Source organism: Candidatus Effluviviaceae Genus I sp. (genome assembly GCA_016867725.1).
Classification (GTDB): domain Bacteria; phylum Joyebacterota; class Joyebacteria; order Joyebacterales; family Joyebacteraceae; genus VGIX01.
In genome coordinates this window covers 18892-32196 of sequence record VGIX01000022.1, presented here as the reverse complement: position 1 = coordinate 32196, position 13305 = coordinate 18892, and the positions used below count along the sequence as shown (strand labels likewise).

The 13305-nt window shown below is 71.2% G+C and carries 14 protein-coding genes and 1 pseudogene; all 15 read left to right on the top strand.

Annotation, left to right across the window (positions count from 1 at the left end; translation table 11 throughout):
* Nucleotides 1-172: hypothetical protein (locus FJY74_06340; protein ID MBM3307925.1), on the top strand; the 172-nt coding region annotated here is incomplete at its 5' end.
* 156 nt (nt 173-328) lie between these two features.
* The gene (locus FJY74_06335; GenBank protein ID MBM3307924.1) at nt 329-1015 is read left to right on the top strand and encodes an MBL fold metallo-hydrolase; all 687 of its coding nucleotides are present in this window, start codon (nt 329-331) and stop codon (nt 1013-1015) included.
* Nucleotides 1016-1076: 61 nt separating this feature from the next.
* Nucleotides 1077-2069, top strand: a pseudogene (locus FJY74_06330) (dipeptide epimerase).
* The gene (locus FJY74_06325; protein ID MBM3307923.1) at nt 2066-3442 is read left to right on the top strand and encodes a glycosyltransferase family 39 protein; all 1377 of its coding nucleotides are present in this window, start codon (nt 2066-2068) and stop codon (nt 3440-3442) included. The pseudogene FJY74_06330 and the gene FJY74_06325 overlap by 4 nt, the downstream one beginning before the upstream one ends.
* A gap of 18 nt (nt 3443-3460) precedes the next feature.
* The gene (locus FJY74_06320; protein MBM3307922.1) at nt 3461-4273 is read left to right on the top strand and encodes a ribonuclease H-like domain-containing protein; all 813 of its coding nucleotides are present in this window, start codon (nt 3461-3463) and stop codon (nt 4271-4273) included.
* On the top strand, nt 4270-6000 hold the full coding sequence (locus FJY74_06315; protein ID MBM3307921.1) for a 2-oxoacid:acceptor oxidoreductase family protein: 1731 nt from the start codon (nt 4270-4272) through the stop codon (nt 5998-6000). The genes FJY74_06320 and FJY74_06315 overlap by 4 nt, the downstream gene beginning before the upstream one ends.
* On the top strand, nt 5997-6851 hold the full coding sequence (locus tag FJY74_06310) for a 2-oxoacid:ferredoxin oxidoreductase subunit beta (protein MBM3307920.1): 855 nt from the start codon (nt 5997-5999) through the stop codon (nt 6849-6851). The genes FJY74_06315 and FJY74_06310 overlap by 4 nt, the downstream gene beginning before the upstream one ends.
* Before the next feature lie 112 nt (nt 6852-6963).
* A complete protein-coding gene (locus FJY74_06305; protein ID MBM3307919.1) occupies nt 6964-7821 on the top strand; it encodes a transporter in 858 nt (285 codons plus the stop codon).
* Between the two features lie 136 nt (nt 7822-7957).
* Nucleotides 7958-9460, top strand: a complete 1503-nt coding sequence (locus FJY74_06300) for a hypothetical protein (GenBank protein ID MBM3307918.1) — start codon at nt 7958-7960, stop codon at nt 9458-9460.
* A gap of 18 nt (nt 9461-9478) precedes the next feature.
* Nucleotides 9479-9661: a hypothetical protein gene (locus FJY74_06295; GenBank protein ID MBM3307917.1), complete on the top strand. Its 183-nt coding sequence runs from the start codon at nt 9479-9481 to the stop codon at nt 9659-9661.
* Entirely contained in the window at nt 9658-10554 is an 897-nt protein-coding gene (locus FJY74_06290) for a histidinol-phosphatase HisJ family protein (protein ID MBM3307916.1), read from the top strand. The genes FJY74_06295 and FJY74_06290 overlap by 4 nt, the downstream gene beginning before the upstream one ends.
* Complete coding sequence (locus FJY74_06285) at nt 10551-11267, top strand: YIP1 family protein (protein ID MBM3307915.1); 717 nt, start codon at nt 10551-10553, stop codon at nt 11265-11267. Before FJY74_06290 ends, FJY74_06285 begins: the two co-directional genes overlap by 4 nt.
* Nucleotides 11268-11412: 145 nt before the next feature.
* Nucleotides 11413-12090, top strand: coding sequence for a MotA/TolQ/ExbB proton channel family protein (locus FJY74_06280; protein ID MBM3307914.1), 678 nt, complete (start codon nt 11413-11415; stop codon nt 12088-12090).
* Between the two features lie 42 nt (nt 12091-12132).
* Entirely contained in the window at nt 12133-12543 is a 411-nt protein-coding gene (locus FJY74_06275) for a biopolymer transporter ExbD (GenBank protein MBM3307913.1), read from the top strand.
* A gap of 15 nt (nt 12544-12558) precedes the next feature.
* The gene (locus FJY74_06270; protein ID MBM3307912.1) at nt 12559-13305 is read left to right on the top strand and encodes an energy transducer TonB; all 747 of its coding nucleotides are present in this window, start codon (nt 12559-12561) and stop codon (nt 13303-13305) included.

Genomic DNA, 13305 nt, shown 5'->3' with positions numbered 1-13305 from the left:
GTGCCTCGACCTCATCCGGGGCTGCCCGTGCGAGGACGGATGCCCGTCCTGCGTCGGTCTGCCCGTGCTCCGGCCGCCCATCCAGCAGGACCCCGACGCCCAGGGCGGCTGGCCCATCCCCGACAAGACGTCCGCGCGGGTTCTTCTCGAGGCCATGCTCGGCGCGGCGTGACGACCTTCCCGGGAGCCGGCGCGCCGTCGGCGCGGCAACGGCGTCGGGAGACTCCGGCGCGCTTCAGGCTATGGCCGTAACCCCCCGCCGCGGTGTATAGTTGAGGGTGGCTCGGAACGCAGTCACCCGACCAGACCCGTGATCCGGAGGCGGTCTGTGCTTCAGTGGACGGTCCATGATGCGGGCCCCGGCGTCCTCCTCAAGAGCGCGGCGGTCGGCTTCGCGGACGCCAACTGCTACATCCTCGGGTGCGCGAGAACGCTGCGTGGCGCGGTCATCGACCCCGGGACCGACGTCCGTGAGCAATGGATGGCCATCGTGGACGAGGCGCTCCGGAACAGCCTCAAGATCGAGCGCATCCTGAACACCCACGGACACCCCGACCACTTCGCCGGGAACGATCTCCTCCGCCGCGCGTTCGGCGCCGAGGTCGCGATTCACGAGTTCGACGGTCTCAAGCTCAGCGACAGCATTCTCAACAGCAGCAAGATGTTCGGCCTCGACGTGCGCGCGACCCCGGCCGACCAGCTTCTGAAGGACGGACAGGAGCTCGCGGTCGGGGACGTCACGCTCACGGTCCTCCACACGCCGGGCCACAGCCTCGGCGGCGTTGCGTTCCTCGGCCCGGGGTTCGTCCTCACGGGAGACACGCTCTTCGCCGGGTCAGTGGGGCGCACCGACCTCCCCGCGAGCAGCCGCGTGGGCACGGACGCGTGGGAGGTTCTCGCAGCGTCCATCAGGGAGAAGCTCCTCACGCTTCCGGACGACACCCTGGTCCTTCCCGGCCACGGTCCCGCGACGACGATCGGCACTGAGCGGAAGCAGAACCAGTACCTCAGGTGATGGCCCCGTGCAGTTCTCGTACCGTGTCATTGAGCTCGTCCCCACGCATGTCTTCCGCACGGCGCGCACGACGAGCGCGACGAGCGAGAGCGTGATCGTCGAGCTGTCCGACGGACGGCTGGGCGGGATGGGCGAGGCCGCGCCGTCGCGCTTCTACGGCGAGGACACGGCGACCGTCACTGCGTTCCTTGCACGGTCGCGCCGGCTGGTCGAGGGGTGCGCGCACGAGTCGGAGCTCATGTCCGCGCTCACGTCAAGGGGCGGGACGAGCGACCCGGCGGCGCGCGCCGCGCTCGAGATCGCCGCGCACGACATGGCGGCGAAGCGCTACGGGGTGCCCCTCTGCCGCCTCTTCGAGCTTGATCCCGGCCGGGCGCCCACGACGACCCTCAGCATCGGTCTCGACGAGCCGGACGCCATGGTCGCGAAGGCCCTCGAGTTCCCTGGGTTCCCGATGTACAAGGTGAAGCTCGACGCTGCCACGGACCCGTCGGTGGTCGCGCGCATCAAGGAGGCGACCGGCGGAGCCGCGACGGTGGACGCCAACTGCGGCTGGACGCGCGACGAGGCCGTGCGCAAGATGGCCGCGCTCGCGGAGATCGGCGTGGAGTTCGTCGAGCAGCCCGTCGCGGCGGACGACATCGAGGGGCTCCGGTTCGTGCGCGAGAGGACGACGGTGCCGGTCTTCGCGGACGAGTCCTGTCCGACGAGCGCGCGGATCCCGGCGCTCGATGGCGCGGTGGACGGCATCGTCATCAAGCTCATGAAGTGCGGCGGGCTCGTCGAGGCGACGCGGATGGCGCGCGAGGCGAAGGCTCGGGGCATGAAGACGATGATCGGATGCATGATGGAGAGCTCGCTCGCCATCACGGCGGCGGCGCACATCTCTCCGCTCATGGACTACGCGGACCTCGACAGCGGATTGCTCCTCGAGCGCGACCCGTTCGTCGGAGTGCGGATCGAGCGGGGGAGGATGACCCTCCCGGGCGAACCCGGGCTCGGTGTGCGGGCGGCCGGATGGGCGACGCCGGAGGCGCGGGGAGTCGCCCGATGACCGCCTGGACGTCCGGGCCGGCGAAGGCGCTTTCCAGGCGGCGGGCGACGGCGGCGGCCGTCGCCGTCGGGCTTGCGCTCCGCGTCGCGGCGATCGCCGTCCTGCACAGGTTTCCGTTCGTCGGTGACGAGCGATCGTACTTCGTGATGGCGGGGCAGCTCCTCGACCGCGTCCGGTTCACGCCGGACTGGCCGCCGGGGCTTCCGTACTACCTTGCGCTCTTCCACTCGGTCTTCGGCCGCGGGCAGGTCGTCGCGATGGCGGCGATGGTGCCGTGGTACCTCGCGTTCTCGGCGGTGCTCTTCGCGCTCGTCATGCGGATCGGCGGCCGGCGGCCGGCCAACATCGCGCTGTGGGTCTTCGCGCTCTACCCGACGTTCATCTACCACTCCGTCATCCCGCTCGCGCAGCTCCCAGTGGCCGCGTGCGTGCTGCTCGTCGCGCTGCTCGCGCTCGTGATGCGGGGGCGGCGCTCGCTGTCCATTCCGGCAGCGATCGGCGGAGCGCTCGGCGTGGCGGTGCTCACGCGGCCGTCGGCGCTCCTTCTCGCGGTCGGCGTGCCGGTGTTCATCGCCGTGCGGTGGCGCTCCGTGCGGGGCGGGCTCGTGGCGCTCGGCGTGGCGGCGGCGGTGGTCGCCCCGTGGATCGTCAAGGCGCGGGCGATGACCGGTGACCTCATCTTCGTCAACTGCGCGACCTCGCGGAACCTCTACCTGGGCAACAACGAGTGGACCCCGCTCTACAGGACGTGGTGGCTCGGGTCGCACGACGAAGTCGGCGCGGTCCCGGACGGCTTCGCGGCCGAGGACGCGAGGATCCGCGCGCTCCCTCCGGCGAAGGAGGACGCCGAGTATCGGCGGCTGGCCGTCGAGCACATCGAGGCGCGGCCGGGGCTCTTCGCCGGGCGCACGCTCAGCAGGATCAGGGCGTACTTCGCGTTCGACACCTACGCGGGCATGGTGCTCACCAAGCTCCACGGGCTTCCGCGAGCGCTCGGGCTGTCCGTGATCGCGCTCGATGCGCTCTTCTACATCGCCCTCATGGCGCTGTCGCTCGTGGCGTTCCACGCGCCGAGGGGCCTCGGGACCGGGCGGGTCATCCGCGCGACCATCCTCTGGATCGTCGCGGGGTACGCGATCCCCTACTGGATCTCGTTCTCGCATCCGACGTACCACCTGCCGGTCGTGCCGCTTCTCGCGATCCCCGGCGCGGTGCTCCTCGCGCAGTTGGGAGGGATGAACGCGCGGGCGCTCGGGGACGCGACGGCGCGCCTGAGGCGGCGAAGGTCCATGGCGGCCGCGCTCGCCGTGTTCCTCGCGGTCCAGGTCGAGTGGGTCATCGTGATGGGGGCGGAGTTCCTCGGGAAGGGATGACGCCCGGAGCATGACGGCATGAGTGACGCGTTCAGGGAGAGGCTATCGGGCATCGGCGCGGCAAGGACGCGGGGCGGCCGGCCGGGCACGGCCGCGCCTGCGCGCTCGCTCGACGAGCTGCGGGGCGTCGTCCGGACGGAGGGCGTTCTCGTCGTCGAGCGGGCGGCCTCGGACCTCTGGCGCGGGTCGGAGCGGCGGGTCCTCGAGGAGCTCCGGGAGGCGCGGGCCGCAGCGCACGGACCGAACGGCATCGACTCGACCGTGCTGGCGCTTCTCGAGCGGCCGGAGGACGCGCTCTTCCTCGACACCGAGACGACCGGGCTTGCGGGGAGCATGGTGTTCCTGCTCGGGGCCATGCGCGTCCGGGGGGACGACCTCGTTCTCACACAGGTCCTCGCGCGCGACTACCGCGAGGAGCCGGCGCTCCTCGAGGCGTGGCGCGAGATGGCGCAGCGCGCCCGGCTGCTGGTCTCCTTCAACGGCAAGGCGTTCGACGTGCCCGTTCTGAGGGACCGTCTCGGGCTGCACCGCATCGCGAGCCCGCAGGAGCCGGCGCACGTGGATCTTCTTCACCACGCACGCCGCAGGTGGCGCACCGTGCTTCCGGACTGCCGCCTCCAGACGCTCGAGTGGCAGCTGTGCGGACGCCGCCGGACGGGCGACATCCCGGGCGAGGAGATCCCCGCGGCCTATCACCACTTCGTCCGGACCGGGGACCCGCGCGACATGCTGACCGTGCTGCACCACAACGCGCTCGACCTCCTCACGCTGGCCGACATCGCGCTCGCGCTGGCGACCGACGACGGGGCGCGAGGCGGGGAGGACCGATGAGCCGGGACGTGTTCACGCTGCTCGTGGGCGGGAAGGCCGGCGAGGGCGTCAAGAAGTCCGCGTCGGTCGCCGCGAGCCACCTGGCGGGCATCGGCCGCCACGTCTTCCAGATGGACGACTACCAGAGCCTCATCCGCGGCGGGCACAACTTCTCCGTCGTGAGCTCGGCCGCCCGCGAGGTCACGAGCCACCACGAGAGTGCGGACCTTGTGGTCGCGCTCGACGCGCGGAGCTACGAGCTGCACCGGGAGCGCGTCGCCGACGGCGGCGTGCTCGTGTACAACGCGGACGAGGTGAGCGGCGGCCAGGGCGTTGGCCTGCCGATGAGCTCCGAGGCGGCCGGGTACCCGCGGTCCGAGCTCCGCGTCGGTGTGGCGGGGCCCGCGGCGTTCGCCGCGGCGATCGGGCTCGACCGTGCGGCGATGGAGGACCTCGTGCGCCGCGAGTATCCGCGCGACGCCGAGAACAACGTCGCGTACGCCGGCGCCGTCTACGACGCGGCGCTTCCCGCGCTCGGGGGCCGGTTCCGGCTCGAGCGGGGGGAGCGGCCGCTCAGGATCGTCTCCGGGAACGAGGCCATCGGCCTCGGCGCGGCGGCCGCGGGCCTCGACGCGTACTTCGCCTACCCCATGACCCCGTCGTCGTCGCTCCTGCACTTCCTCGCGGCGCGCAACGAGGATCTCGGGATCACCGTCGTCCACCCCGAGAGCGAGATCGCCGTCGCGAACATGGCCATCGGCGCGGCGTTCGCCGGCGCGCGGACGATGGTCGGCACGAGCGGCGGCGGGTTCGCGCTCATGGTCGAGGCGCTCTCCCTCGCCGGGATGACCGAGACGCCGCTCCTCTGCCTCCTCGCGCAGCGGTCCGGGCCGTCCACCGGTGTGCCGACCTGCACCGAGCAGGCCGACCTCTGGTTCGCGCTGCACTGCGGGCACGGGGAGTTCCCGCGCGTGGTGGCCGCGCCGGGGAGCGTCGAGGAGGCGTTCCGCCTGACGGCGGAGATGCTCGCGCTCGTCTGGCGCTGGCAGGTCGTGGGGATCCTGCTTTCGGACAAGCACCTCTCCGAGTCGAGCGTGACCGCGGAGCTCGACCCGGCTGGGGCCCCGTGGGCCGGGCCGCTCGACCGCGCGGGCGGCGTGCCCGCTGCCAGCGGGGGCGCGCCGGTGGGCGCGGGCGGCGCCGGCGGAGGCAGGCCCTACCGACGCTACGCCGAGACGGCGGACGGGGTCTCGCCGCTTCTGTTCCCGCCGTCGCGCGAGCTCATCAAGTGGAACAGCTACGAGCACGACGAGGCGGGCATCACGACCGAGGACGCGGGTGTGATCGCGCGGATGCACGAGAAGCGCCTCCGGAAGGCCGAGGCGGTGCGCGCCGCCGTCGAGCGCCTCACGACGGTGAACACGCACGGACGGGGTGACCTCACCGTCTTCGCGTACGGTTCGACGACCATGAGCGTGCTCGAGGCGCTGCGCGTGGGGGGCATTGAGGCGACGGTCGTCCAGCCCATCTACCTCGAGCCGTTCCCGGTGCTGGCGCTCGCGCAGTACCGCGGCTCCGCGCCGATCGTGGTCGAACAGAGCGCCGGCGGGCAGTTCGCGCGGCTGCTGGAGGAGAGGGGAGGCGTCAGGGCGGGCGCCGTCATCCGCAGGTACGACGGGAGGCCGTTCGACCCGGGTGCGCTGGCGGACGGGATTCGCGCGGCCGCCGCGCGGAGGGAGCGACAGTGAGCGACACGGCCGCGAAGGACGACCTCAGCACGGGGGCGGAGATCACGTGGTGCCGCGGCTGCGGCAACTTCGGGATCCTCGAGGCGTTCAAGACAGCGGTCCGCGCGCTCGAGGGGCGTGGTGTGCCCCGCGAGCGGCTCGTCATCGTCGCCGGCATCGGCCAGCACGCGAAGATCTTCGACTACGCCGCGGTCTCGGGGTTCTACTCGCTCCACGGGCGAGCGGTCGCGACGGCGCAGGGCATCAAGCTCGCGAACCCGGGCCTCGTCGTCGCCGCCTTCGTCGGCGACGGTGATACGATGGGCGAGGGCATCGAGCACCTCGTCTTCGCCGCCAAGCGGAACGCGGACATCACCGTGGTGATGCACGACAACGGCGTGTATGCGCTCACGACCGGACAGCGGGCGCCCACGAGCGCGCGCGGGTACCGCGGGCCCTCGACGCCGCGCGGGAGCGTCGAAGACCCGCTCAACCCGCTCGTCATCGCGCTCGAGTCGGGAGCGACGTTCGTGGCGCGCGGGTACTCCGGGCGGAAGAAGGAGCTGGCCGAGCTCCTCACGGCGGCGGTGCTGCACAAGGGGTTCTCGTTCGTCGACGTGCTCCAGCCGTGCGTCACCTTCAACAACACGTACGCGGCGTACGAGGAGCTGACGGCGCCGCTCGAGGGCGGCCCGCTTGCGTTCGACGACGCGCTCACGGCCGCGCGGCGGCAGGACCGCCTGCCGCTCGGCGTGTTCTACCGCGCGGACAAGCCGACGCACGAGGAGGCGCTGCTCGGCGGGAGGAACCCGGCCGCGCGCCCGTCGAGGGACGCGCGGCGCGACCGCGTCCGGCGTCTGCTCGTCGGTTGACGCTCCCGGCGGCGTGCGCTACCCTTCCTGCGTTCGGATCCCCGATGACGCGGGCCGGTGGATCCCGGGCGCGCGGGGCACTCAGTGATTCCTCCATCGAAAGGACGGGTCCATGAAGAGCGGGTCCTGGACGTTGACGGTCTGCATCGTCTGCGCGCTCTGCGCACCCGCGGCCGCCGCGCCGATCGTCGGCACCAGCGGGAACGTGCTGCCGCAGGGCAAGTTCATGATCGACGTGTGGGCGACCTGGCAGGAGTACACGCGCACCTACAGCTACAACCTCGACGGCAACGGGCAGGAGGGCTGGGTTGAGCTCGGCGACGACATGGCCCTGACGGCCGCCTCGTTCGTCCCGAGGCTCCTCTACGGCGTGACCGACTGGCTCACCATCCGGGCGTCGCTGCCCATCGAGGACCGGTTCAAGGACTTTCCCGAGGCCGACGGCCACGCGGCAAGCACGGGGCTCGGCGACGTCATCGTGGACCCGAAGATCCTGCTGTACCGCGGCCGGTCCGGCTACCCGGTGGCGTCGCTCCTGACCGGCGTGCGGTTCCCGACCGGGGCCACCGACAGCGACTTCCCGCTGTCCGACGGCTCGACCGACTTCTGCGGGGGCTTCGCCGTCACCCACGCGGCGGGCTCGTTCGCCGCGCACCTCTGCTCGGTCTACTGGGTGAACGGGAAGGCGAAGGGCGGTGCCGACCTGAAGGACGTGTCCGTCACGACGGTGACGGTCGAGGACGCTCTGAACGAGCACTGGTCGCTGGCGTGGGAGGGGCGCGCGACGCTCGGCGAGGACCTGGGCAAGTACTATCGCGTGTACGCGTGCCCCGGCGTCGCCTGGACGGACGGCGGGAAGCTGACCGTCGGGTTGAGCGCGCTCGTGCCGGTCGCGGCGAAGGGCTGCCCGGCGATCGGCCTGTACGACTTCGACTGGGCACCCTATCTCAGGGTCTACTACCGCTTCTGACGGAGGGCACCAATGACCGGCCCGCTCAGTCTTCCGTGGGGAACGTTCGCTGCGCTCCTTGTGATCGCCGCGAGCGTCGTCGTTGCTCTCGTGTATGCCGCCGCCACGGGGCGGTCCCGGCGCGGGGGAGGCGCGGATGAGTAGCACGGCCGTCTACGCGCTCGTGCTCGTCCTGTACATGGCCGCGCTCCTCGGGGCCGGCGTGTGGACCGGGCGGAGGACGCGAAGCGCCGAGGACTTCTACATCGGCGGACGGCAGGTCGGCCCGTGGGTCACGGCGTTCTCGTTCGTGGCCGCGTACTTCAGCTCGGTCGTCATCGTCGGCGGCGGGGCGTTCGGCTACCGCTTCGGGATGTCCACGATGTGGGTCGCGGCCTCGAACGTGCTCATCGGATGCACGCTCGCGTGGATCGTCCTCGGGAAGCGGCTCTGGGAGTTCTCGAAGCGGCTCGACACGATGACGATCCCCGGGTTCATCGGCAGGCGGTACGGCGCCCGCGAGGCGGAGGTCTTCTCGGCGGTCGTCATCTTCCTCTTCATGATCGTGTACAACGTGAGCGTGCTGCAGGGCATGGGGCGGATCCTCGAGGGGCTCATGGGCCTGCCGTACGTCCACGGCATCCTCATCTCCGGGGCGATCATCCTCGTCTACGTCGCGTTCGGAGGGTACCTGGCGGTCGTGTGGACGAGCTTCATCCAGGCGTGGATCATGCTGTTCGCGCTCTCGCTCCTGGCGGTCGCGGCGCTCGCGGCGGCCGGCGGCTTCCAGGCGGCAGGCGAGCGGCTCGCGGCCATGGACCCGGGCCTCGTCGCGACGCCGGGGGTCTGGGGATGGCAGGGTCTCGTGTCGTACTGCCTCATCGTGAGCCTCGGAGTCTGGGGGATGCCGCAGCTTCTTGTGCGCTTCTACTCGATGCGGAGCGCGCGCGTACTCAGGCTCGGCACGGTCCTCGCGACGCTCGGCGGCGCCATGGCCGTGCTGCCCTACATGACCGGGGCGGTCGCGCGCGTCATCCTGCCGCCTCTCGAGAACCCCGATCTCGCCATTCCCACGCTCACGAAGACCGTGCTCAACCCCTGGGGGGGCGCGGTGTTCCTCGCGGGCGTTCTCGCCGCCGGGATGTCCACGTTCGCCTCCGTGCTCATCATCGTGAGCGCCGCCATCGTGAAGGACCTGAGGCGCTCCGGAGAGGCCGGGCGTTCGCGCGCGGGGGGCGGCGCGGGGAGCATGGTCGCGCGGACATCCGAGGATGGCGGGTCGACAAGGGGGCCGTCGCGCGACGTGCTGCTCGGCCGCGCCGCCAGCCTCGGCGCGGGACTCGTCTCCCTGGTGGTCGCCCTGCGCCCGCCCGCGCTCATCCTCGTGGTGACGGCATTCTCGTGGGCGGTCATCGCCTCGGCGTGCCTGTGGCCGGTCGTGCTGGGGGTCACCTGGCGGCGCGGGACGCGGCAGGGCGCGCTCGCGTCCATGGTCGCGGGCACGGCGACCGCGCTCGGCTGGATGATCGCGAAGATGCCGCTTGGGATCCACGGGTTCATCCCCGGGGTTGCGATGTCACTCATCGTCTTCGTGGTCGTGAGCCTCGCGACGAAGCCGCCGGCGCGGGAGCTTGTCGACGCGGCGTGGGGCAGGTCCTGACAGGTCGGGGTGGCGGTCATGACGGAAGAGACCTCCGGAACGGATGCGCCCTCGGAGCGCGCGGGCGGCTTCAGGTCCCAGCCGCTCTGGCTCAAGGCGCTTCTCGTGTTGAGCGTCGCCGCGCTTGCGGTCGGGATCGTCAGGTGCTCGTTCGAGGCGACGGCACCCCGCGCGCAGGTGGAGGCGGCGTGCGGCGACTGAGGCGCGGGGTCAGACGGCGCGTCCTCAGGTGGACGCGAAAGCAGAGAGCGCTCGCGCCGGAAGCGTACGGTCGCCTCGTCGACTACCACATCCACACGAACCTGTGCGGCCACGCGTTCGGCGAGCCCGAGGACTACGTGCGCGCGGCCATCGCCCTCGGGCTTTCCGAGATCGGGTTCGCCGACCACATGCCGCTTCTCCGGCGCCGCGATCCCCGGATCTCGATGGCGCCGGACGATCTGCCGCGCTACGTGGGGATGATCACCGAGCTTCGGGAGTCCGTGAGCGGGCTCCGCGTCCGGCTCGGCATCGAGATGGACTACATGCCCGGGCAGATGGACGAGATCTGGGCGGCCGCCGCGCCCCACCCGTTCGACTACGTCTACGGCTCGGTCCACTACATCGACGACTGGGGCTTCAACGACAGCCGGAACGTCGCCGAGTACGAGGGGAAGGACCCGGACCGGCTGTACGCCAGGTACTTCGACCTCTTCTGCGAGGCCGTCGAGCGCGGCGGCTTCGACGTCATGGCGCATCCGGACATCATCAAGAAGCACGGCATCACGACGACGCTCCCGATCGAGCGGATGTACGCCGACGCGGCGGGCGCTCTGTCGAAGGCGGGGGTCGCCATCGAGATCAACACGTCCGGGTTTCGCAGGAAGGCCGCGGAGGCGTATCCGGCGCTTCCGTTCCTGCGGGCGTGCGTGGAGCGGGGCGTTGCCGTCACGCTGGGCTCGGACGCGCACACGCCGCGAGAGGTCGGGATGGACTTCGACCTCGCGCTGCGGCTGCTGAAGAGGGCGGGCGTGTCGGAGATCGTAACGTTCGAGGGACGGCGGCGGACGATGAAGAGCGTGTTGCCGCGCGGCCGAACGGGGGAGGCGGCATGAGCGGGTCGTGCGGGGGCGAGGGATCGCGGGTGGACCGCGCGGCGGGCGCGCGGCCGATCAACGCGCTGGCCGCGATGACGCTCGTCCTCGCGCACCCGCAGCGGACGTTCGAGCGCCTCACGGAGCGGCCGCACTGGGTGCTGCCGCTGGTGTTCGTCGTGGCCGCCCCGATGGTGAGCGCGGTGTACGCGGTGCGCTCGGGGTTCATGGACGAGCTCGTCCCGGCGGAGGCCGCGCTCGCGGGCGGCGGGCTCGCGGGCGTGCGGGCGGCGCTCCTGTCGCAGGCGATCCTGATGGCCGTGGTCGGCATCCCGCTCGTGATCCTGCTCGAGACACTTCTGTTCAGGCTGGCCGGGACGCTGGCGGGAGGGCGGGCGTCCTTCCGTGTCGTCTTCTCCGCGGTCGCGCACGCGTCGATCCCGGTCGGGATCGGAGCGCTGGTCCTGGGCTGCTTCCTGCGGTTCACGGGGACCGCAAGGGCGGGACTCAACCTCGGCTTCCTGATCGAACCGGTGCGGCATCCGCACCTGTGGAGCATCCTCCGGCAGATCGATCTCTTCTCCGTGTGGCTCTTCGCCCTTCTCGGCATCGCCGCCGAGCCGGTCTTCGGTCTTCCGCGGCGTCGCGCGCGGGCGGCGACCGTCGCGTTCGCGCTGGCGTACATCCTCATCATGAGCTGGTCGGGGCGGGGAGCCGTGGGCCCGGGGATGTGAAGTTTCCCCGTGCGAGGGCGTCCCGTGGCGTGTACAATCCCCGGGCGCCGGGCACCACGCGGTGCCCGGATGCGCATCTGCACTCGCTTGTCAAGCACAAGGCGGGGCCGGGCAGGACCCGGCAGAACGGAACAGGAGGGGCTCGGTGAGCAACGGGTTCCTGGCGAGCGTGGCCCAGTCCGGCCTGCTCGGGCAGATCATCGTCGTCTTCCTGCTGGTCGTCTCGGTGTACTCGTGGGCCATCATCATCTACAAGGGCGGCGTGATCCGGCGGGCCGCGGCCCGGTCGAGCGAGTTCCTGGGGGAGTTCCGCGGCAACCCTGACGGGATGATCCGCCACTTCGCCGACCGGCGGAAGTTCGAGGCGTCGCCGCTCTCGGCCGTGTTCGAGGCGGGTCTGGCAGAGCTCGCGCTCATCGCCGGCGGCCCCGGCACCGAGCCCCGCCTGTCGCTCGTGCAGGCGGACGGGCTTGAGCGGGCGCTCGACCGGGCCATCTCCGAGCAGATCCTGGAGCTGCGGTCGCAGATGATCGTGCTCGCCACCACATCCGGCATCGCTCCGTTCATTGGGCTTTTCGGAACGGTCTGGGGCATCATGGAGGCGTTCGCGGCCATGACCATCACCGGGAGCGCCAGCATCAGCAGTGTCGCGCCCGGCGTCACCGCCGCGCTGACGACGACGGTCGCCGGCCTTGCGGTGGCCATCCCCGCGCTTGCCGGCTACAACTATCTCATGAACCGGATCCGGACGATCAGCGTGCAGATGGAGAACTTCTCCTCGGAGTTCATGTCGGCCGCGGAACGCAACTTCAGCGGCCGGTAGCGTGTCCGACCAGGGCGCGCCGTGGGGCGCGGGGAGTCGAGGATGCGACGGGGCGGGAAGAAGCAGCACGAGATGGAGCTCCTGAGCGACATCAACGTGACGAACCTCGTGGACGTCACGATGACGCTTCTCATCATCTTCATCATGATCGCGCCGATGATCGAGCAGGGCATCGATGTGACGCTGCCCACCGCCGATCCGAAGCGGATCGACGTCGGGGAGGTCATGACCGTCGCGGTCACCGAGAACGGCCGCGTATACCTCGAGGGGCAGCGCGTGAGCCTCGACGAGCTGAAGGAACGGCTCACGGACATTCACACGGCGAGGCCGGACGTTCCGGTCCTCCTGAAGGGGGACACGGAGCTGAACTACGGTCGCGTCGTCGAGGTCATGGACGCGGTCCGAAGTGTCGGGATTTCGAGACTGGCGCTCGCGACGCGCCCGCCGAGGTAGGGAAGGAGGCGCGGCATGGGACGCGTGCTGATCATCTCGGCGATCATGCATGCCGTGTTCCTGCTCCTGGCGCCGCTCATCCCGCAGCTCCTGCGCGACAGGCCCATCGCGATGGACGTCTATGCGGTCGAGCTGGTCGACCTGACGGCGACCGCGCGGCCGACCCCCGAGCCCGCCGCGCAGACGCCGACGCCGGAGCCCGATCCCGCGCCGGCCCAGGAGGCGCCGAAGCCGAAGGTGGAGGAGCCGCCACGGGACCGCGTGCCCGAGGAGCCGGTCAAGCCGCCGCCCAGGCAGGTGGTCAAGCCGCCGCCGCGTCCGGAGAAGTCGCTGGCGGAGCGGCTGGCGGACCGGCTCCGCGCGGAGGACGAGCGGCGAGAGGAGTCGCCCGGTTCGGAGCGCGAGGCGCCGCGCACGGGGACGCCGAGCGCGGTGGCCGGGCCGGCGAGGACGAGCGTCAGCGTCTCGCGCTTCCCGTACGCGTGGTACATCTCGATCATTCAGGGCAAGGTGAGCTCCAACTGGAAGCGCCCGAGCGACAGGCTGGTGAGTCAGGACGAGCTCACCGTGCAGATCTCGTTCAGGATCTCGAGGGACGGCTCCGTCGGCGCCGTGACCGTGCGGCGGTCGTCCGGCAGCACGACGGTGGACCAGTCCGCGGCGAAGGCCGTGCGGAGCTCCGCTCCCTTCCCGCCGCTCCCCGACGACTATCGGGACGACAGGTTGGACGTGACCATCGACTTCACGGTCGAGCGAGAGTAG

What these genes read in the sequence shown, in the direction of transcription:
- FJY74_06325 (MBM3307923.1), top strand. Translation starts at nt 2,066, where the DNA reads ATGACCGCCTGGACGTCCGGGCCGGCGAAGGCGCTTTCCAGGCGGCGG.
- FJY74_06320 (MBM3307922.1), top strand. Translation starts at nt 3,461, where the DNA reads ATGAGTGACGCGTTCAGGGAGAGGCTATCGGGCATCGGCGCGGCAAGG.
- FJY74_06315 (MBM3307921.1), top strand. Translation starts at nt 4,270, where the DNA reads ATGAGCCGGGACGTGTTCACGCTGCTCGTGGGCGGGAAGGCCGGCGAG.
- FJY74_06305 (MBM3307919.1), top strand. Translation starts at nt 6,964, where the DNA reads ATGAAGAGCGGGTCCTGGACGTTGACGGTCTGCATCGTCTGCGCGCTC.
- FJY74_06300 (MBM3307918.1), top strand. Translation starts at nt 7,958, where the DNA reads ATGAGTAGCACGGCCGTCTACGCGCTCGTGCTCGTCCTGTACATGGCC.
- FJY74_06295 (MBM3307917.1), top strand. Translation starts at nt 9,479, where the DNA reads ATGACGGAAGAGACCTCCGGAACGGATGCGCCCTCGGAGCGCGCGGGC.
- FJY74_06285 (MBM3307915.1), top strand. Translation starts at nt 10,551, where the DNA reads ATGAGCGGGTCGTGCGGGGGCGAGGGATCGCGGGTGGACCGCGCGGCG.
- FJY74_06275 (MBM3307913.1), top strand. Translation starts at nt 12,133, where the DNA reads ATGCGACGGGGCGGGAAGAAGCAGCACGAGATGGAGCTCCTGAGCGAC.
- FJY74_06270 (MBM3307912.1), top strand. Translation starts at nt 12,559, where the DNA reads ATGGGACGCGTGCTGATCATCTCGGCGATCATGCATGCCGTGTTCCTG.